The sequence below is a fragment of the Bacillus cereus group sp. BfR-BA-01522 genome, from assembly GCF_022662635.1.
Lineage (GTDB): Bacteria > Bacillota > Bacilli > Bacillales > Bacillaceae_G > Bacillus_A > Bacillus_A cytotoxicus.
In genome coordinates this window covers 299,592-318,345 of record NZ_JAKUDY010000001.1, presented here as the reverse complement: position 1 = coordinate 318,345, position 18,754 = coordinate 299,592, and the positions used below count along the sequence as shown (strand labels likewise).

Sequence of the window (18,754 nt, the reverse complement as noted above, 5' to 3'; positions counted from 1 at the left end):
GATACAATTGCACCCTTAAGACTTTTATACAATATGAGCCATTGCTTGTACCGTTTCTTGAAATGGATAACTGTCTGTTCGACCTTGTTTTAAAAATGTATAAATATCTTCTATTTTATTTTTACATGCAAAAATGTAAGCATTTTCTTCATTTTCTTGAATCGTTCCTAATTTAAAATATAATTCGTTTTCTTTATAAATAGACATTATTTTTCTAATTTCATTCGCAAGTTTCCAATGATCTGGCGAAACGATTTCTTCCATAATCCTACTTACTGAATCTAATACAGAAATAGCTGGATAATGATTAAGCGTTGCTAGCTCTCTTTTTAATACAATATGCCCATCTAAAATACCGCGAGCTAAGTCTGGTACGGGACCATTTAAATCATCCCCATCAACTAAAACGGTATAAATTCCCGTTATAGATCCTTTTTTTGTTTTTCCAGAACGCTCCAATAATTTTTTCATATAACTTTCCATTAAAAGTGTTTTTCCACCAATCGGCAATTCTTTCACTGCAATATCAACGCTGCGTCTTGCATCAGCAAAACGTGTTACAGAATCCATCATAAGTAAAACATTATTTCCTTGATCTCGAAAATATTCAGCAATAGACGTTGCTAGTTTTGCAGCACGAAGCTGCATGAGATGACTTTCATCTGAAGTTGCTACAACAATTACACTTTTCTTCATGCCCTCTTCGCCAAGTTCCTTTCGAATGAAATCTTTTACCTCGCGCCCACGCTCTCCTACTAAACTAATGACATTCATATCAGCTTTCGCGTTTTTGGCAATCATTCCTAATAATGTCGATTTCCCAACACCGGAACCAGCGAAAATCCCAATTTTTTGACCAATACCAATCGTTAACATCGAATCAATCGATTTAATTCCTGTTTCGAATACTTCGGTAATCTCCTCACGCTCAAACGCATGAATTGGCGGTGCATCTAGTTTCATTTTTTGAAGCGGGACATTCTCGCTTGATTCGTTTAAAATCTTACCATTTGCACTTAATACTTTCCCTAGTAAATGCTCTCCCCGAGGCACTGCAACGTCTTCTGCAATTAACGTAACAGAATCCCCATAGCATACTTTCTCAGTCTGTTCAAATGGAAGCAACATATTGTTTTCCTTTTCAATCGCAATGACTTCACATAACACACGATGTTCTCCTACAAGACAAACATCGCCGATTTTCGCTTTTGGTCCTTTAGAAATAAAGAACTGTTCCTGCACGCTATGTACTTTTCCTGTTTTCGTATAAAACGGCGTTTCGATAAATGCATTCCACTTCCGATGTTCATTCATCAATCTGCTCATACATTTTGCTCCTCAAATATCTTTTGTTCTTCCCACTTTTGACGAAGTTTTTCAAATATAGGTTTAAATTTAAATTCGAAAAACTCTTTTTCTTCCTCAATGACAAATTCACCAAATTGCAATGAAAAATCATATTTCCATTCGACAAGCTCTAATAGCCAATATTCTTTTGTATTTTCCTTTTCTTCTTCCATGCGCTCAAATGTTTCTGGATGAACTGTGATAACTAACTTTTCAAATGAGGTTGGGAGCGTTTGAACAATTCCTTTTAAAATAGGAAGTATGTCTAATTCTTTTGTCTCAACCGCTTGATTTACAATCTTTTCAGCAAGTTGCAACGATTGCTCCCATAATAATTCAGCCCACTCATATGCTGTTTCCTTTTGCTCGATTTGAAACTGATTGCGTGCTTCTTCCAGTTGTCTCATTTGCTCTTGAACATGTAGCTGAAACTGTTCTTTTTCGACCTGAAGCTGATTGCGCTCTGCTTCTAGCAGTTGTTTCTGATTGCGTAACTCATTCATTTCTATATGCAGCGCTTCTTGCTGCGCACGTAATTCTGCATGATCGACATTTACTTCTTCATGCTCTACCAAGATAGGATCTGGTTTTGGAAATTGTAATTCATACGTTTCTTTAGAAAAAGAAACAGAATTCTTAGGAATTCTGTTTTTAAATAAGGACATCATCTTCACCTCTTTGAATAACAATTCGTCCTTCTTTCTCTAGCTTTTTCACCGTACCGGTAATGATTTGTTGTGCTTTCTCAGCATCCGTCATTTTAAGCGGTCCTAAGCCATCTAATTCTTCGAGAATCATATCTCTACGGTTTGAAGACATACATGTAAATAATTTTTCTTTGATTTCTTCTTTCGCAATTTTTAATGCTTTTGCGATTACACCATTATCTGTAATTTCTTCTAGAACGCGGCGAAGTGCAAGGTCGTCAAGACCAAGTAGATCTTCAAAGACAAACATGTTTTCTTTAATTTTTTCGGATAGTTCATAATCCACTTCATCCAGCTTTTGAAAGACTGTTTTTTCAACACCTCGGGAAACATTATTTAAAATGTTCACAATCGTCTTCAAGCCATCTGTTTTATTAATGGCGCTAAATGCCATATTATTTAATTTCGTTTTTAAGAGTTCACCAATTTGGCTAATTAATTCGCTATCCACTTGTTCAAGTTTGGCGATACCCCTTACCGTCTCTACTCGCTTATAATCTGGCAATCTCTCAATTAATCGCGAAGCGAGCTGCGGTTTAATGTAAGAGGCAATAATGGCAATCGTTTGCGGTGATTCATCATTTAATACTGTTAAAAGCGGTTCTAAATCCGTAATGGAATTTAAGAACTCAAAAGGATTATCTTTATTATACCAAAGGTCCTCTAATAGTTTTTCTAATTCTTCTTCCGGCATATTTTTAAAGATGCGGCGAATATACTCTTTATCTGGTGTAACTAAATTTAGTTCTTTCACATTTAATTCATATAAAAATTCCCCTAAAACATTTTCTAATATTTCAGGTTTATATACATGAAACTTAGCAATTTCGCGAAGCAATACCTCTTTTTCCTCAGCCGTCATATATTCGATGACTTTCGCTGCCACCTCTTCGTCTAATGTACGAATGAGGATGGCAGCTTTTTCTTTGGAGGATATTTCATCAAACATCGCTTTTCCTCCCTTACTGTCCGTTTAGCCATTTTTTAATCACTTTTGCAGTGCCTTCAATATGTTCTTGCGAAGCTTCTTTTACTTGTTCATCCAATGTTGGTTCTGTTTCTTCTTCTGGCTCTGGTTCTAATTTTTCCTCTGGAATTTCCAGAATCGTTTCACTAGCAGCTGCTACTTCTTCTTCCGCTAACGCTGCATTCTCTTCTAATTCCTCTTCTTTCTTTTTCTTCCGTCTTGCTAAGAAATACCATACGAAACCACCAAGTGCAAGAAGCCCTCCAGCAATTCCTCCGATTAGCCACCAGTTAAAATCACTTGTTTCTGGCTCTTTTGTTTTTTCTACTTTTGGTTGGTCAAATTGAACCGTAACAACATTGACTTGTCCATTTGTAAATTGACCATTTGGATCAATTTGTAAACCTGCTGCTGTTCCAATTGCTTCTTTAAATGTAGTCATATCCATTTTACGCTTTACTAACGTATCGTTATCAACCCATACAACTACATTTGTTTTTGTTAACTCTGGATGCTTTTTTATTGTTTCAACTGTTTTATCAATTTCATAGTTTTCTATTTTATTTCCATTATTATTATCATAAATGACTTTGCCATTTTGTTTACTACTTGTTTCATAGTTTGGCACTTCACCATTTGCTGTAATACCTGCGCCTTCTTTTGGTTCTGCACCTTCTTGAGCTGTAGAGCGTTCCTGCTGATCTTGTTTGCTACGAAGAACGCCTTTATCACCGTATTTTTCAGTTTGTCGTGTCACTTCATCATAATTGACAGTTACTTTCGTATTTACTTTAAATTCATTTGGCTTAAACATCGTCATTAACGTTGCATCAATATCTTGTTTTAGCTTATTTTCAATTTGTTGCTGCATTTCTACTTCTTTCTCATAAGACGATGAACTTGCATGCTTGGATGCCTCTGCACCTTTTGAAATAATCCCTTTTTTACTGTCAATTACACTAACTTCTTCTGGCTTTACTCCAGGAACCGCTGCACTAATCATTTGCTGAATACCTGCAACTTGGTCTTCTGTTAACATTTGCCCGCGTTTTACCCCTACTGTAATCGCTGCTGTTCCCTTCGCTTTTTCTTCATCAAAAATTGTTTCTTTCTCCGGCAATGTAATTTGTACATTTGCACTTTCCACTGTCGCAAAGTTTCTTACAATATCTTGTTCAAGTTGTTTCTTTGTACCAACAATCTGTTTCATTTTCTTATCTTGTTCACTAGAGCCAAGAGAGCTTTCTAATAAAATTTCTTCACCGCTTTTCGAATTAAACGGTAACCCCATTCCATTCATTTCTTTTCGAATCCACGGGGCATCTTTCGTCGGAACTTGAATCGACCCATCATTGGCTAGCTGATAATCTACACCTAGCTTTGATAATTCTGCTGTAATCTCTTGCTTATCTGCATCATTTAAATTTTGATATACAACAACGTATTTATCTGGCAAGGTGAAGTATAGAAGCACTCCTGTTACAATCGCTAAAAGTGCGGCACCAATTACCATCTTATGCCATGTTTTTAACGATTGGAAAACATTCTTTATCTTTTCCATTTAAACACACCCGTCCATTTTCCTAAATTTGCATATTAAGTAGTTGTTTATAATTTTCGATTAAATGATCACGCACAACAGCTGCTGTTTTCATTTGTGCTTCTGCTTTCTTCTGTTGAATGAGCACATCATGCGTTTGACCAACACCTTTTGTCAGTAAATCATACACTGCTGTTTGAGCATTGTTTTGCGTTTGATTCATATCTTCCAATAAATCAATAAATCTTTTCCCCTCAACAGTAGGCGCTTGTGAAGTATCTGGCGTACGAATGGGTTGAATGGTCCCAAATGGCTGGCTATTGATCAATGGTACAATTTTCATAATCTCCCTCTCCTCTATTATCCTCGGCCGATTTCTAAATCTTTATCGAGTATTTTTTTATTTGCATTTAATACACTTGCATTTGTTTCATACATCTTTTGCGCAACGATCATATTTGTCATTTCTGCTGTCACGTCAATATTGGGATACCGTACATATCCTTCTGCATTTGCATGTGGATGCGCTGGATTGTAGACAAGTTTTTCATTCGCATCTGATTCGATACTCTTAATTTTCACGCCGCTTGTCGTAGTTCCCTTTAACATGCTAGCAAAGTCATGATCTGACTCTAATACAACGCTGCGGCGACGGTACGGTGCTCCATCTGGCGCTCCGGTTGTATTGGCATTCACGATATTATTAGAAGTAACTTCCATCCATTTTCGTGCGGCTGTTAATCCTGATCCGCTTGCATGAATTGCTTGAAACATAAACTGTCTCTCCTTTATCCTTAACGTCCTCGTGCTGCTTGATCAATCGTATACTGCGTATTAATTGCATTGATTGAAATACCGTATAATTGATTTGTTTTCATTAAATCTAACATTTGTGTTGTGACATCAACACTATTTCCATCGTTATTTGTTTGCATCATTTTTTTCTGAATCTTTGCATATGTATTGTTTGTACTTGCTGTTGGTACATGCATAGTCCCTGTATTGTTCGTACTCGTTGTTGGTAAATGCATAGCATTTGTTCGGTACAGCTCTGGATTTGTGTTCAAATCCGCTGCATTTTTTTTGTATAATGTACTACTTTTTTGCATTTGTTCAGAAAATGTAACCTCCTGTGCTTTATAGCCAGGTGTATTTGCATTTGAAATATTGCTAGAAATCGCATTTCGTTTTGTGACTAAATAATTCATATAATGACCTACATCATTTATGAAATCTGGCATATTCCACACCCTTTCTTTGTATCATTCTCTGCCTCAGTACAATCATCCACTGATGGAAGTTTCACTTCATAATTCATTTTTTTATATGTATCTGATTATTAAAATAATATCTTAATATGTACTCTTCAATATTTTATGTCATTTTTCTAATATTGTCTTTATAAAAATAAAAAAATAGAAAAAAGAACATAAAAAACTATCTATTTATGCACATAAAATGAAACCTCTATCAGCGGAATCCTATTTCGTTGAAAACAAAGGATTCGCTTACGAATGGATGAAGTGAATCCTTTGTTTTTTATTTATACAACCAAATTAATATTTCCCATAAACTGAGTTTGCTTTCATTTGTCCTTCATTCGATAAAATCATTTCTTCTAAAATCTTTTGTTTATCTCGAATATGCTGCGCTGCTTTTATAATATATGGGCTCACTTTTTCCGCAACTTCCGCTCGCTCTTTCTCATCTAACGTCATCATCCAGCGGTTTAGCATTTCACTCTTTTCCGCAAACTCTTCCTCTGTTACCTTTAGCTCACCTATTTCATTAAAACAACCGATAAACATTTGGTAAATATCATTGTGCATTTTCTAACGCCCCGCGATAGCCATCTATTAAATCTTGCAACACTTTCACAATTGCATCAATCTCGGTTGCTTCTCGCGTTATTTTCATTGTTTGAATTTGCACACTGATCCAATCATATAAGCCGAAAAGACTATCATATAAGTCTTTTGTAATTTCTGGATTTAATTGTAATTTTAACTCTTCAAAAATACGCTCTAATTTTTCAAGAAGCACATCTCCTTCTTGAAATTGAAACGTATTCAATAAGTCTTCTAATTTTCGAAACTCAACGATGCATCTTTCATAAATAAAAATTGTATTTTTAATTGGATTACTCGTCATAATGTCATTTTGCATATAACGTTGCCACGCTTGCATACTTCCACTTCCTTATCTTTCATTAATCATCACTTTTTTGTTTTGTCATTGCTTTAATTGTTTTTAATTGACTATCAAGAAGAGCTAATGTACTTTCTAACTTTTGATATTTCTTAATAATATCATCTTGTTTTTGCTGATTCTGTATATCAATATCATTAATTTTTTTATCTAAATCACTTACGCGTGAATCAATATTTTTGACGCGCTCCGCTACAACACCTTTATCACCAAAAAGTTTGTCTAAAGGTTCTTCCATCATTTTCCCTAACCCTTTCGAACTAAAGAAAAATTGTTTCGCGACATCCGGCTTCTCTTTTAACGTTTTCGTCAGTTTCTCGTCATCTACTTGCAGCGTTCCATCTTGTTTGATTTGAATACCAAATGTAAATAAATAGTTGCCATCTTGCGAAAATGTCACAACGTCATTCATTATTTGGCGAATACTTTGCATAATCGATTGTCCTTGAAACGCACCGCCCTTACCGGCAAAAATATCTTCTGTAGAAACTGCTTTATTGTACTCAGCTACCATTTTTTTTATCATATTTGCGGCATCTGTTATATTCGAATCACTAACTGTAAACTTTATTTCAGTTGGTTGATCGCCAGCTTTCCCCTCTGTTTCTTTTAATAATTCAATTTTCACACCTGGAAGTGCTTCAATTGTATTTGTAGGACTTGTGTCTTCAATACCGTTAATGCTAAATTTAGCATCCAGTGCCTCCGCCCCAGGGACTGTATTCATAATTTTTGTGCCAGACTCTTCTTTATAGAATCCTAGCTTCTGAAATAATTTTGATGCTCCATCTTCTAAGCGAATTGCGTTTTGTGTTCCTTCTTTATTAGCAGATATAAAAATTCTACCGCCAAGCGTATAAGCTGATACCCCATAGTTTCCATCATTAATTCGATTAATGAAATCTTTATATGTCATATCAGCTGTTACTTTTAGTTTTTCATCCCCGATTTGTAACGTATCATCTACCCCGATTTTTTCGTTCATATCAATTGTTTGATCTATAGCTGATGAAATTTGATGGCGCTGTGCAAGTTGCATAATTTGCAAGTGAAATGTCCCTGCAATTGCATTACTATCTGCTTTGACATTTATATAGCCGTCTTGAGATGTTGTAACCTTTTTTTCATTCCCTTTAAAAGCTGCTAAGTCTTTAAACGTTTGTGTAAAGGATTTAAATTCAGATTTTAAACTTGTATATAATAATTTATCTTGTGAAAGTTGATTTTTCTCATTACTATATGGCGTTTTTTTCATTTCTAACGCTGTCATCTCTAAATCGACAAGATTTTTCGTATCAATGATATTGTTACCAAGGTTCCAAATCTGTTGCCGATCTCCAAAATTAGATATAGATGTACCTGCCATATTTCCTCACTCCTCTTTCTTTACATATAATCTAAAATACTCAGTTTACTCATGGTGCTAACTGCTTTTAATGTCGCTTCATATGTTGCATTAATATATGCTAAATCAGAAATCGCTACCGCTAAATCAACATCTTCAATTTCTTTGCGATTTTCTTGCAATGCTAAATTTTGTTCATTTAAAATCGTTTGAAACGTTTCCATTGTGTTCATCGTTGCACCAACTTCAGTTGTACGATTTAACACTCTATCTAAATTTTGTTTATTCTCCTCCAAGGTCGGTTGCAAAGCTTCTTGGTCGCCATTTTGCAGTGCATCTCTCATTTTTACTAACGTTTCAATTGCAGGAGATAATAACCCTTTTCCATTCCGAAATGCCTTGATTTCGTAGCCATCATTTAATGTCCACGTTACATCTTTTTCTCCGCCTTGATATGTGCCATCTTCTGTAAATGGCGCTTGCTGCACACGATCTCCTCCAAAAAGGTAGCGGCCTTGCTCTTTTGTATTGGCTAAATACACAACTTGTTTTAAAATTTGGTCCACTTCAGCGCCAATTGCTTTTAACTCATTTGGACCATTTGTTCCATTTAATGCTTGCACCGTTAATTGATTTGCTCTTGTTAACGACTTAAAAATACCTTGCAACGTATTCTCTGTTTGCGTTAATACATTTTTCGAATCTGCTAAATCTTTTTGCATTTGTTCAATGTTTGCAAGTGAATGCTGAATCGCAAATGATTTACTTGCTGCTAGTGGGTCTTCACTCATTCGTAAATTCTTTTTACCAGAAGTCACTTGGTTGCGATGATATTGCTGTTGCACACTCAAATCCATTAAGTGATTTTTTGCCCAACTTGCATTTTGAAATGTAGATACTCTCATATAATCTCCCTCTTCATATATTTCAATCTATTAGATATTCCTTATCGTATAATCGAGAATAAACTATCAAACACTTCATTCATCGTTGTAATCGCCTTAGAATTGGAAACGAAATATTTCTGAAATGCCATTAAGTTCACCATTTCTTCTTCCATATTGACGCCTTCAATGCCCATTTTCGCTTGCTCAATCCCTTGCATTAAGTCTTGATGAATGTCTTTAAAAGCATTCGCAGCGCTTTTATCAGACGCTACTTTAACGAGCAGTTGATCTAATGCTTGTTTATAAGAAAGACCATCTTTATACTCTTCCTCGGTAATTTCTGCTAGCTTATTTGCTGTTTCAGCAGAAATTTTCATTTTTGAAACGTCATTTTTCATCTCTGGATTTAACTGCATATCACTTGCGTAATCGCCAACAAAGAAGTCCTTTTCCATCATGCTATTTACTTTCTCTTTTACAGTACTCATAAGTTCATCTAAATCTTTTTTATAGCCGGCAATCTTTTCTTTTGCATCCATTGCCGCTTGAATCATGCCCCCGTTTAATGGAATATCTGTGCCATAAATTTGCACGCTCATTGGCTCATGGTCTTTTTGCAATTCAAGAGGATATGTATCTTGACCATTTACCGTTAATACACCATTAATTCGAACACTCGCGATATTAGGATTCATAGATTCATAAGACACTTCTATATTGGAATACTTAGACATTTCCGTAATAATACGATCTCTTTCATCTAACAACTGGTTTGGCACTTGCGTACCACCTTGACCAATTTTCCGATTGGCTTCTGCTAAATTTACAGCAAGGCGATTCAATTCATTTACATGCCCTTCAATATCTTCTGCTGTTTGCGTTTCAGCTTGAGCAAAATCTTTCGCAAGACGGTTTAATTGATTCGTAAACTTTCCAGTTTCTGCAATGAGTGTATCATAATAATTTGGCTGTACCGGATTTTTAGCAACTTCACGAAACGCATTAAAGAAACCGTCCATTAAGCTAGATAATGAATTCTTTCCAGTTGTCCCAACCATAGACTCTACTCGCGCTAAAGTAGAATTCATATATTCATAATAAGAAAACTGAGAAAATTGCTCATTATATTGCTTTGCTTTCACTTCATCTGTAATACGGTCCACTCCTAAAGTTTGAACACCGTATCCTATTTTTTGTTCTGGTGTATAGCCATTACTTGCCCCAACAGCTCCGTAATTCACCATTTGACGCACATAACCTGGTGTATGAATATTCGAAAGGTTTTGCTGCGTTGTTTTTAAACCTACTTGTGCCGCTAACATACCTGATAACGGTATATTATAATTTGATAACCGCATATTATTTCACTTCTCCCTTACAATAATTCATTGATAAATATTTGTGAATTATGGTTTCTTTCTAAATTGTATTCAGAAACTGAATCGACAATACTTTCTGTAGTTTTTAATAATACGTTTAAATAATATTGGTTTTTTAATAAACTCATTTTTACATTTTCTTCTAGCAAAGTTAATGTTTTTTGTAATTCTTCTATTTTCTTAATTTCTTCATCAGAGAAATAAGAAAATAGCGAGCGTATACGGTATGAATCTATCCCCTTTTCTTTGCACAACTGAACAATCATACCTTGAAAAGAAATTGTCAATTGCTTCACACCATCTATATACTGCAGTTGCTCTACTTGCAACTTTTGCACAGCACTTACATTTCTTTGTTTTAAATTCTCATAAATTTTTTCCCCAAGCACACTAATATTCTCATATGCCTTTTGAATGACAATGAGCTTTTCATATAATTGTATGTACATATAACTTCCTTCCTTTTTTATAATACTAAATTCACAATCAAACCATGAATTTCACCAATTTGATTTAACATTTCTAAATGACCTGTTTTTGTGTTAATAACATTCATCACGTCTTCTAATTCATTTAAACCCATTTCAGCTTGCTTTACAATCGTCATTTTTTGCGAATAACCGTACCTTGGATGACGCGACATGACATCTTTGTACTGTAATACATGATCAACGTAAAAATTCAAAAATGACTTCACCGTATTTTTATATTCCATTACGTTATCAAGTGTTAATTCTAATTCAAGTTTTTCTTTAATTTCCCCAATATTATCAACAAGCTCTTCCATTTGTTCTAATAACTTGTCTTTCTTTTGATCTACATGCAAATGATTTGAAAAACCTAGTCCCGCTCTTGCATTTGCTTCTTTCGGCATTTGGTTAGCAAGGGGTACATGCGATAAAATTGGGTTATGCGAAATCGATCGTAGCATATGTATCACCTATGTATCCATTTTTTCATTTTTGTATTTACTTAATCATAAAATCTAATTATTTATAATTATACTCTTTATAATGATATTTTGCAGTTATTTTTTGTAGAAGATATGTTACAATTTAGCATGAGGTGGCACAAATTTATGAATATTTTTCTCTGTGGTTCAAATCAATTAACAGCATTAGATCGAGAAGAAATAAAAAAATTTTTATTAGACTATGCTCATAAACACAAAATTCACATATTATGCTATAAATCTATCGAAAATGAAGTACTTCGCTTCTTTGTTGAAAATGAACGATTAGCTCAAAATTTATGTTTGTACACATTACAACCCTTTCATTTATTAACAGATGAATTCCAAGAAGTCGTCGACTATTTAAAAACTCACGGAGCAGAGTATATTACTTTCGATTATCCTTATAATTCCATATATCGGTCAGAATATATATCTTTTGTCAAACAAATTGTTGAAGACAGTCAATTAGTTCTTTGCTTCTATAATGGAGATAAACATACTTCTGTCATTCCTGTCGATGTTGCAAAAGATGCAGGAATTGATGCAGTGATTTATGATTTACCAGGCTTACATGAAAAGCAAACCAAAAAAAGCTTCCAACAAAAAATCCGCATGATGTAATACATGTAAAAAAGGGGGAGGCACAATACGATATGTTGTGCCTATGTAACGATGATAAATGAACAGAATTATGATTATTTTATAGCAAATTTGAAACAACAATTCCATATAGACATTTCCTTATATAAACAGGATAGAATGAGGCGGAGAATTGATTCTTTCCTCTCTCGCAAAGGCTTTGAAAATTACACTCATTTTATCAATGCTCTGCGAAGCGAGCAAGAATTGTTTACAAATTTTATCGATCACATTACGATCAATGTATCGGAATTTTTTCGCAATAAAGAACGTTGGCAAACGCTTGAAACAAAAGTTTTACCAAAGCTGCTCCAACAAAATACCGGAAAGTTAAAAGCATGGAGTGCTGCATGTGCAGCTGGTGAGGAACCGTATACCCTTTCGCTCATTTTATCAGAGCGATTGCCAGCTTTTCGATTTGAAATTCAAGCAACAGATCTCGATTTTCATATTTTAGAAAAAGCAAAACAAGGGCAATATACCGAACGGTCTTTGAAAGAGTTACCAGACTCTTTCAAAAATCGTCATTTTATAAAAGAAAATGATATATATACAATAAATCCTAGCATAAAACAGCATGTAACCTTTAAACAGCACGACTTATTAACGCAAAGTTTTGATACAAATTTCGACTTAATTATTTGTCGCAACGTTATGATTTACTTTACTGAAGAAGCAAGAGCGCTACTTTATGAAAAATTTAGTCGTTCCTTAAAAAAAGGCGGTGTATTATTTGTCGGTAGTACAGAACAAATTTTAAATCCTGAACGCTATAATCTTCAGCGCTTTGATACATTCTTTTATGAAAAAATATAAAAAGGTCGCTGCTTTCTAAAAAAGCAGCGACCTTTTTATCTATAATAACCGTATGAAAATAAGACAAACAATCCATATAAGTAAAAAACAAATCGTAATCGACCACTTATGTTCTTGCATCGCTTTCTTGAATTGCTGTGATAACTGTGTCATATTCATTTCGGCTAATGCACGCCATACACTTGCATCACGGTTTTGAGAAGGATGGACGCCATTTATCACTGAAGTTTCATTTGAGAGTTTTGCTATATACGTCGTAATAACGCTCATAATCATATTCAAATTGTCTTGCGAATGATTCTGCCTTGCCAAAGAAAGAAGCCCGCTTACATCTAATAATGGTATAGATACTTTCTTTCCAAAGGTAAGCTTCACTTCAGCGAAATCGTATGTTCCATCTAATAAAGGAATTCTTTTTATATGCGCTTGTTTTATAATCCCTTCCATACTTCTCATGATCTGTTCATACATTCCTTCTGATTGTTTCCCTTCCTGCGCTAATGCATGAAGTTTTGAGAACAACTGAAGTATCGTATCTATTTCCTTGGTGAGAAATGCTGTTAGCGCTTTTCCATCATCAAGGCTTGCAAGTAAAATACCGATTTCATGATTCTTTGTAATAATTTGAGATTGAGTTGTAATTGCTAGATTACTTTGTTTTCGCTCTTTATGTATTTCCTGTTTAGAAATAGTTGCAGGCTGTTTGAACGGGTGTAACGTCTTACTTTCAACACCAATGCGCTTCATCTCCATTTCCATGCTCCTTTTTAAGCACTTTCGCATTTCATTATTATGCTAGCTCCACTCTTTATTACTTTTTACAACAAAGAATAACGCGAACAAGCCCGCCATTATCAGAAAGATTTGTGAAGCTTCCAATCCTTCTTCTTTTGGCTGCTTTTTCTCTTTTTTACTTTCGACTTGTTTTTTCTGTTTAGAAACTGTTTGATTGTCCTTTTCACCTTTTTTTTGCTGCACTTGTTTCACTTCTTGCTCAGGCTGTTTTGGCTCCTCCTGTTTCTTCGGCACATCAGCAATTGGGTCAATCATCTCTTCCTTTGCAGCAACTTTCTCTTCTTTGATCGGCTCTTCCGTTTGCTCCTCTTCTTGAACTTGTTCTTTTGGCTCTTCGCTCTCTTTAGATACTTGTTCTAAAACGGAGATAATATACGAACTTTCGTGCACAAATCGGTTACCAACAGCATCAACGATTTCAAGATGAAGATGGTATCTCCCCGCTTTCATCGCTTCTGTTACTTCATAAACTTTCCGCCAATCCTGTTTATGCTTTTGATAATCTAGTAAAAAAGTAATATCATTATTCGGTTCTTCCCCTTTTAATATAACACGTACTTCTTTTACTATTGATTCTGCATCGGAGGCTTCCACACGAATCTCTATCATATCACCATTTTTTCGCTCTATTACCCCATCCTTTGCATTTGCAACAATAAGTTGTTCTAACCTCGGCAATTCTTTGTCTAAAGTCGGAGCTTCATTTTTAATGTTAACGAGTGGAATTCGTGTTTCTTTTTCTATGATTCCTTTACTCTCTTCGTCTTCGTACTGCTGCATGAGTTGAAGATGCCACTCTCCTTCTAAATCATAAGCTCCAACCGTATAAGACGTAACCCATTTTTTCGTTTCTTCTTCATACTGAAACGTTAACGGCCTCTTTTGCTCATATTGTCCTTCTTTCACTTGCAATTGCAATGCTCCGGTTATACTTTTTACATTTTGTTCTTTTGGTTCAATCGCAATTTCTAGCTTTTCTCTTGGAATAAGCTGCTGCTTACTCACCGTCACTACACCTAACTCTGTTTCAATCTTTTGTTCTTGCTCCTCTTGCTGCTTTTCTTGGTATTCTATTTCTTCTCTCGGTTGTTTATTATTTTGCACATCTTGTTGATTAGTTGTTCCGATATCACTTTCTTGTATACCCTCTTCTGCTTTACTTTGGATTGGAAATAAGAGAAGTAGCTGTAATATCATCCAGCAAACGAGAACATATCTCATACTATTCATCTATTTGTTCAAGCTCCTATTGTAACGTCTTATAACGACTTTGTAACTTTCACGCCAAAAAATCCATCAACATTTACAAGTTCACCATATGCAACTAATACATTGTTCACATAAATTCGAATTGGTTCATCCACCTCTTCATCTAGTACAACCGCATCGTTTTCATGTAAACTCAATATATCTTCAATTGTTCTCACTGTACTACCAAATACAAACCGCACATTCATTTCAACATTTTGGAGGATAGATGTATCTATATATTCCGGTTCGCCCGTATGAATCTCTAGTAGTTCAATTGGTTCTACCGCTGGTTCTGGAATCTCTTCCACGTTTTCTTCCTTGATACTCGCTTCTTCTTCCAGTTCAATGCTTTCTTCTACATCTACATGTAAAAGACGTTTTACCATTTCTTTTGCTTCTGAAAGCGGTAAAATTTGATACATTTTGGATTGAACGAGATCTCCGATTTCAAGATTAAATGTAATTTGGACAAGTTCATCAGAATCGGCTTCTTTTCCTAAATACTCCATCTCTTCTTTTAATGTAACAAACTTTACAGTTGGTGGCGTGATATCCATCTTTTCCATAAACATCTCTGACATGGCCGTTGCAGCATGCCCCATCATTTGATTCATGATCTCCTTAACACCACTTAGTTCCATTTCTGTCAATTCTTGCTCTGAATCAATTTCACCTGTTCCCATCATCATAAGATCTACCATTGTTAAAGCGACATCTTTCGTAAAGACAAAGACATTTTCACTTTTTAATCCTTCAACAAAATCAACATTTAAAATAACAAACGGAACAGGTACCCCATCATAATAACGAACATCAATCGTTTCTACATTCGGTGTACTAATGCTAACAGGTTGATTTAACAATGTCGATAATACCGTGGAAGCTGAGCCAATTGAAATGTTAGCAATTTCTCCGAGTACATCTTTCTCTTCTTGTGTTAACTTCTCTTGGAAAGGCGGCTCTTCTACTAATTCCTGTTTGTTTTCTTCCTCTTGCACTTCTTCTATAAGTTCTTGTTCTCCTCCCCCAGACAGTTGTAACAATTTACTTATCATTTGTTTCGCATGTTCAACTGAAACGATTTGTACAAGTTTAGAGTTGACAAGATGGTCGATTTTCAGGTCAAATGACACTTTAATAATTGTATTACTTTCATCCACACCTGATATTTTCTCTATCTCTTCAAATAATTTCACAACCTTAATCGTCGGTGGTGACATATCAACTGTATCTTGAAAGAACTCTGACATAGATGTTGCAGCAAAGCCCATCATTTGATTCATTGCCTCTTGGACTGCACTTAATTCCAGTTCACCAAGCTCTTTTCCTTCTTCTACTTCACCTGTTCCCATCATCATCAAATCAGCGATAGCTAAAGCGACATCCTGCTGAAGAACAAGAAGATTTTCCATATCCAAACCTTTTGTAAATTGAATATTTAATACAACATGTGGAACTTCGATATCTCTCGTATCATATAAATCTACCACTTCCACATGGGGAGTCGTAATACTAACTTGCCGATTTAAAATGGTAGATAATACTGTTGAGGCTGAACCAAATGATATATTTGCAATTTCTCCAAGAATATCATATTCCTGGGATGTGAGTAATTGATTTTCCTTTTTGAGCACAGACGTAGCCTTGTCCTCTTTTGTATGCTGTTCAGACATTTTTCTCGCCTCCTCATTTCCATTTGTTATAAAAATTCTCTTTTGCACCCGTTATATTTTAACAAACTTATCATGAAAATTGTAAACATAAATATGTACTTTATTCTTTCAGTCACAAAAAACTCCCCAACTTTAAACATTGGGGAGTTTCCTTTCTATTATAAACCTTCAGGGTTTAAAATGAGGACTACCCGTCCGTCACCAAGAATTGTTGCACCTGAAAAATGCTTTGCACTCTCTGCAAAAAAGTCCCCTAATGACTTTAAGACAATTTCTCTTTGACCGATAATTGTGTTTACGATAAGTCCGTAGCTGCGATGCGTATTGCGCACGATTAAAACTGGAATCATTTGGCTATCATATGATGCAAATACCTCATCTGCAGTTTTTTCACCGAAAATCACACTTAAATGTTTCACTTCAATAATTTGATCGCGATAATTTAAAACATCTTTCCCTTGCAATGATTGTATATCTTCTTTTCGAATTCGAATTGCTTCAACAATATTACCGAGCGGTAACGCATAGCGCGTTTCATTCGTTTGAATAAGCATAGATTGAATAATAGATAGTGTTAAAGGAAGCTCAATGCGGAATGTGCTACCTTTTCCTTCTTCTGAATCAACAATTAAATGGCCGCCGAGACTATTGAGTGTATGTTTTACAACATCTAATCCAACACCTCTTCCTGAAAGATCGGAAACAACTTCCGCTGTACTAAATCCAGGTTGAAAAATAAGATCAAATACTTCACGGTCTGTTAATTTATTCGCTTCCGCTTCTGTTACAACTCCATTTTTAATTGCTTTCTCTAATACTTTTCCTTTATGAATTCCGTTTCCATCATCAGTAATTTGAATGACAACGTGATTTCCACTATGAAAAGCTTCTAATTGTATTGTTCCTGTCTCATTCTTCCCTGCATCACGACGTTTTTCAACCGTTTCAATGCCATGATCTATTGCATTACGAATTAAATGAACAAGCGGATCTCCAATCTCATCAATGACAATCTTATCGACTTCTGTATCTTCACCCGTAATCTGTAAATCAATTTTTTTTCCTAAATCTTTCGCTAGCATGCGCACCATGCGTGGAAAACGATTGAAGACCGTCTCAATCGGTACCATGCGCATATTTAGTAATACATTTTGAATATCTTTCGAAATGTCCCCCAAACGATTTAAATGCTCTATTAGTTCTTTATTTTGAATCTTCTCTGCTAATTCATCGATGCGTCCACGTTCAATGACACTTTCTTCAAACATATTCATTAATCGCTCTATCTTTTCTAACTGAACACGAATAGAACGATTTTCTACTTTCGTGTTTTTTCCCTTTGCATTTCCTTTAGAAGATGTTCCTTTGTTAGCTAGTCGTGAAGAAGATGTGGCACTCTGCTTCGCTTCTTTCTCAGCTTGTGCTCCTACGACTGGTTGCTCCTGTTTCACTTCCACTTTTTCAATTTCAGAAACATGAAGTGCAGCTTGCGTTAGCTCTTCCTCGCTCCGCTCTGTATTCATATAGACTGTGAACTCAAATCCAAAAGCATCTGCTTCAATTTCCTCTATACTCGGAACTGTTTTTTCAATATCTCCTAAATTTTGCAATGCCTCTATACACATAATGGCTCGCACTGCTTTTAACATCGCTTGTTGTTCAATTGTAATATGAATCTCATGCGAAACTGTTTCCTTCTCAGGTACTTCGATTTGTTGCTGGTTATCTGTTGTACTGACTACATCACCATTTAACAAAGCTTCTAACTTCTGTTTTGTAGCCGTAACATCTAAATTCCCTACACCACCTTGTTGTACATCAGCGACCATTTTTTCTAAATTATCAATGCATTCAAAAATAACATCTATAATATCAGCATTAACTGCCATATTTCCATGACGAATTTCATCAAGAACATTTTCCATCTTATGTGTTAAATCAGCCATCTCTGTAAATTCCATACTAGCAGACATGCCTTTAAATGTATGAGCAGAACGGAAAATTTCACCGACAACATCCATATCTTCAGGATTTTGTTCTAAGTTTAAGACATTTTCATTTAATGATTGTAAATGCTCTTCTGCCTCTTCAAAAAATATATTTAATAAATCTGTTTGCATTTTCAACCCCCCTGCCTTGTCAAACACTTCATTTATGTATCACAATTTAATGTTTTAAAAACAACAGAAAAAGAGGGTACCACCCTTCTCTACCTCTCTTGTTCGATTCTTTGTGGCACCCCTTC

General features: G+C 35.2%; 19 protein-coding genes and 2 pseudogenes. 2 read left to right on the top strand and 19 right to left on the bottom strand.

The features are described from left to right. Window positions 1-24: 24 nt before the first annotated feature. The 14 genes from MR059_RS01695 to MR059_RS01630 all read right to left on the bottom strand — a co-directional run bounded on the left by MR059_RS01695 (window position 25) and on the right by MR059_RS01630 (window position 11,311). Entirely contained in the window at window positions 25-1,326 is a 1,302-nt protein-coding gene (locus MR059_RS01695; RefSeq protein ID WP_087094756.1) for a flagellar protein export ATPase FliI, read from the bottom strand. Then, on the bottom strand, window positions 1,323-2,012 hold the full coding sequence (locus tag MR059_RS01690) for a FliH/SctL family protein (protein WP_087094755.1): 690 nt from the start codon (window positions 2,010-2,012) through the stop codon (window positions 1,323-1,325). The genes MR059_RS01695 and MR059_RS01690 overlap by 4 nt, the downstream gene beginning before the upstream one ends. Next, window positions 1,999-3,003, bottom strand: coding sequence for a flagellar motor switch protein FliG (gene fliG, locus MR059_RS01685; protein ID WP_087094754.1), 1,005 nt, complete (start codon window positions 3,001-3,003; stop codon window positions 1,999-2,001). Before fliG ends, MR059_RS01690 begins: the two co-directional genes overlap by 14 nt. 13 nt (window positions 3,004-3,016) lie before the next feature. After that, window positions 3,017-4,582 carry a flagellar basal-body MS-ring/collar protein FliF gene (fliF, locus tag MR059_RS01680; protein WP_087094753.1) on the bottom strand — a complete coding sequence of 522 codons (1,566 nt, stop codon included), beginning with the start codon at window positions 4,580-4,582 and terminating at the stop codon, window positions 3,017-3,019. 22 nt (window positions 4,583-4,604) lie between these two features. Further along, window positions 4,605-4,904, bottom strand: coding sequence for a flagellar hook-basal body complex protein FliE (gene fliE, locus MR059_RS01675; RefSeq protein WP_087094752.1), 300 nt, complete (start codon window positions 4,902-4,904; stop codon window positions 4,605-4,607). A gap of 17 nt (window positions 4,905-4,921) precedes the next feature. After that, a complete protein-coding gene (gene flgC / locus MR059_RS01670) occupies window positions 4,922-5,335 on the bottom strand; it encodes a flagellar basal body rod protein FlgC (RefSeq protein ID WP_087094751.1) in 414 nt (137 codons plus the stop codon). A 20-nt stretch (window positions 5,336-5,355) separates the two neighbouring features. Continuing rightward, window positions 5,356-5,802: a flagellar basal body rod protein FlgB gene (locus tag MR059_RS01665; protein ID WP_087094750.1), complete on the bottom strand. Its 447-nt coding sequence runs from the start codon at window positions 5,800-5,802 to the stop codon at window positions 5,356-5,358. Window positions 5,803-6,117: 315 nt separating this feature from the next. After that, complete coding sequence (locus MR059_RS01660; protein WP_087094749.1) at window positions 6,118-6,390, bottom strand: flagellar biosynthesis protein FlgG; 273 nt, start codon at window positions 6,388-6,390, stop codon at window positions 6,118-6,120. Continuing rightward, on the bottom strand, window positions 6,380-6,748 hold the full coding sequence (locus tag MR059_RS01655; RefSeq protein ID WP_087094748.1) for a flagellar export chaperone FliS: 369 nt from the start codon (window positions 6,746-6,748) through the stop codon (window positions 6,380-6,382). The genes MR059_RS01660 and MR059_RS01655 overlap by 11 nt, the downstream gene beginning before the upstream one ends. 22 nt (window positions 6,749-6,770) lie before the next feature. After that, window positions 6,771-8,135 (bottom strand): flagellar hook-associated protein 2, encoded by a 1,365-nt coding sequence (locus tag MR059_RS01650; RefSeq protein ID WP_087094747.1) that lies wholly within the window; start codon window positions 8,133-8,135, stop codon window positions 6,771-6,773. Between the two features lie 20 nt (window positions 8,136-8,155). Further along, window positions 8,156-9,019 (bottom strand): flagellar hook-associated protein 3, encoded by an 864-nt coding sequence (locus MR059_RS01645; protein ID WP_087094746.1) that lies wholly within the window; start codon window positions 9,017-9,019, stop codon window positions 8,156-8,158. A 41-nt stretch (window positions 9,020-9,060) separates the two neighbouring features. Further along, window positions 9,061-10,359, bottom strand: a complete 1,299-nt coding sequence (flgK, locus tag MR059_RS01640; protein WP_242161433.1) for a flagellar hook-associated protein FlgK — start codon at window positions 10,357-10,359, stop codon at window positions 9,061-9,063. A 17-nt stretch (window positions 10,360-10,376) separates the two neighbouring features. Next, complete coding sequence (locus MR059_RS01635) at window positions 10,377-10,829, bottom strand: hypothetical protein (protein ID WP_087094744.1); 453 nt, start codon at window positions 10,827-10,829, stop codon at window positions 10,377-10,379. Window positions 10,830-10,846: 17 nt separating this feature from the next. Next, entirely contained in the window at window positions 10,847-11,311 is a 465-nt protein-coding gene (locus tag MR059_RS01630) for a YaaR family protein (RefSeq protein ID WP_087094743.1), read from the bottom strand. A 147-nt stretch (window positions 11,312-11,458) separates the two neighbouring features. On the opposite strand from MR059_RS01630, the gene MR059_RS01625 reads away from it, so the two are divergent. Both MR059_RS01625 and MR059_RS01620 read left to right on the top strand, forming a co-directional pair. Beyond that, the gene (locus MR059_RS01625; RefSeq protein WP_087094742.1) at window positions 11,459-11,956 is read left to right on the top strand and encodes a flagellar motor switch protein FliG; all 498 of its coding nucleotides are present in this window, start codon (window positions 11,459-11,461) and stop codon (window positions 11,954-11,956) included. 51 nt (window positions 11,957-12,007) lie between these two features. Further along, window positions 12,008-12,790 carry a CheR family methyltransferase gene (locus tag MR059_RS01620; RefSeq protein ID WP_087094741.1) on the top strand — a complete coding sequence of 261 codons (783 nt, stop codon included), beginning with the start codon at window positions 12,008-12,010 and terminating at the stop codon, window positions 12,788-12,790. Window positions 12,791-12,829: 39 nt separating this feature from the next. On the opposite strand, the gene MR059_RS01615 is transcribed toward MR059_RS01620, so the two are convergent. The 5 genes and pseudogenes from MR059_RS01615 to MR059_RS22125 form a co-directional block, all read right to left on the bottom strand. Further along, window positions 12,830-13,543, bottom strand: coding sequence for a hypothetical protein (locus tag MR059_RS01615; RefSeq protein WP_087094740.1), 714 nt, complete (start codon window positions 13,541-13,543; stop codon window positions 12,830-12,832). A 42-nt stretch (window positions 13,544-13,585) separates the two neighbouring features. Continuing rightward, window positions 13,586-14,815, bottom strand: a complete 1,230-nt coding sequence (locus MR059_RS01610) for a transglycosylase (protein ID WP_242161431.1) — start codon at window positions 14,813-14,815, stop codon at window positions 13,586-13,588. A 29-nt stretch (window positions 14,816-14,844) separates the two neighbouring features. Further along, window positions 14,845-16,509 (bottom strand): flagellar motor switch protein, encoded by a 1,665-nt coding sequence (locus tag MR059_RS01605; protein ID WP_012093836.1) that lies wholly within the window; start codon window positions 16,507-16,509, stop codon window positions 14,845-14,847. Between the two features lie 158 nt (window positions 16,510-16,667). Next, window positions 16,668-17,861, bottom strand: a pseudogene (locus MR059_RS22130) (chemotaxis protein CheA); the annotation flags it as partial. Between the two features lie 90 nt (window positions 17,862-17,951). Further along, window positions 17,952-18,629: pseudogene (locus MR059_RS22125) on the bottom strand (Hpt domain-containing protein); the annotation flags it as partial. Between the last annotated feature and the right edge of the window lie 125 nt (window positions 18,630-18,754).

What these genes read in the sequence shown, in the direction of transcription:
- flgC (WP_087094751.1), bottom strand. Translation starts at nt 5,335, where the DNA reads ATGTTTCAAGCAATTCATGCAAGCGGATCAGGATTAACAGCCGCACGA.
- MR059_RS01650 (WP_087094747.1), bottom strand. Translation starts at nt 8,135, where the DNA reads ATGGCAGGTACATCTATATCTAATTTTGGAGATCGGCAACAGATTTGG.
- MR059_RS01605 (WP_012093836.1), bottom strand. Translation starts at nt 16,509, where the DNA reads ATGTCTGAACAGCATACAAAAGAGGACAAGGCTACGTCTGTGCTCAAA.
- MR059_RS01615 (WP_087094740.1), bottom strand. Translation starts at nt 13,543, where the DNA reads ATGGAGATGAAGCGCATTGGTGTTGAAAGTAAGACGTTACACCCGTTC.
- MR059_RS01655 (WP_087094748.1), bottom strand. Translation starts at nt 6,748, where the DNA reads ATGCAAGCGTGGCAACGTTATATGCAAAATGACATTATGACGAGTAAT.
- fliF (WP_087094753.1), bottom strand. Translation starts at nt 4,582, where the DNA reads ATGGAAAAGATAAAGAATGTTTTCCAATCGTTAAAAACATGGCATAAG.
- MR059_RS01610 (WP_242161431.1), bottom strand. Translation starts at nt 14,815, where the DNA reads ATGAATAGTATGAGATATGTTCTCGTTTGCTGGATGATATTACAGCTA.
- MR059_RS01635 (WP_087094744.1), bottom strand. Translation starts at nt 10,829, where the DNA reads ATGTACATACAATTATATGAAAAGCTCATTGTCATTCAAAAGGCATAT.
- MR059_RS01630 (WP_087094743.1), bottom strand. Translation starts at nt 11,311, where the DNA reads ATGCTACGATCGATTTCGCATAACCCAATTTTATCGCATGTACCCCTT.
- MR059_RS01690 (WP_087094755.1), bottom strand. Translation starts at nt 2,012, where the DNA reads ATGTCCTTATTTAAAAACAGAATTCCTAAGAATTCTGTTTCTTTTTCT.
- flgK (WP_242161433.1), bottom strand. Translation starts at nt 10,359, where the DNA reads ATGCGGTTATCAAATTATAATATACCGTTATCAGGTATGTTAGCGGCA.
- MR059_RS01645 (WP_087094746.1), bottom strand. Translation starts at nt 9,019, where the DNA reads ATGAGAGTATCTACATTTCAAAATGCAAGTTGGGCAAAAAATCACTTA.
- MR059_RS01620 (WP_087094741.1), top strand. Translation starts at nt 12,008, where the DNA reads ATGATAAATGAACAGAATTATGATTATTTTATAGCAAATTTGAAACAA.
- fliE (WP_087094752.1), bottom strand. Translation starts at nt 4,904, where the DNA reads ATGAAAATTGTACCATTGATCAATAGCCAGCCATTTGGGACCATTCAA.
- MR059_RS01660 (WP_087094749.1), bottom strand. Translation starts at nt 6,390, where the DNA reads ATGCACAATGATATTTACCAAATGTTTATCGGTTGTTTTAATGAAATA.
- MR059_RS01625 (WP_087094742.1), top strand. Translation starts at nt 11,459, where the DNA reads ATGAATATTTTTCTCTGTGGTTCAAATCAATTAACAGCATTAGATCGA.
- fliG (WP_087094754.1), bottom strand. Translation starts at nt 3,003, where the DNA reads ATGTTTGATGAAATATCCTCCAAAGAAAAAGCTGCCATCCTCATTCGT.
- MR059_RS01665 (WP_087094750.1), bottom strand. Translation starts at nt 5,802, where the DNA reads ATGCCAGATTTCATAAATGATGTAGGTCATTATATGAATTATTTAGTC.
- MR059_RS01695 (WP_087094756.1), bottom strand. Translation starts at nt 1,326, where the DNA reads ATGAGCAGATTGATGAATGAACATCGGAAGTGGAATGCATTTATCGAA.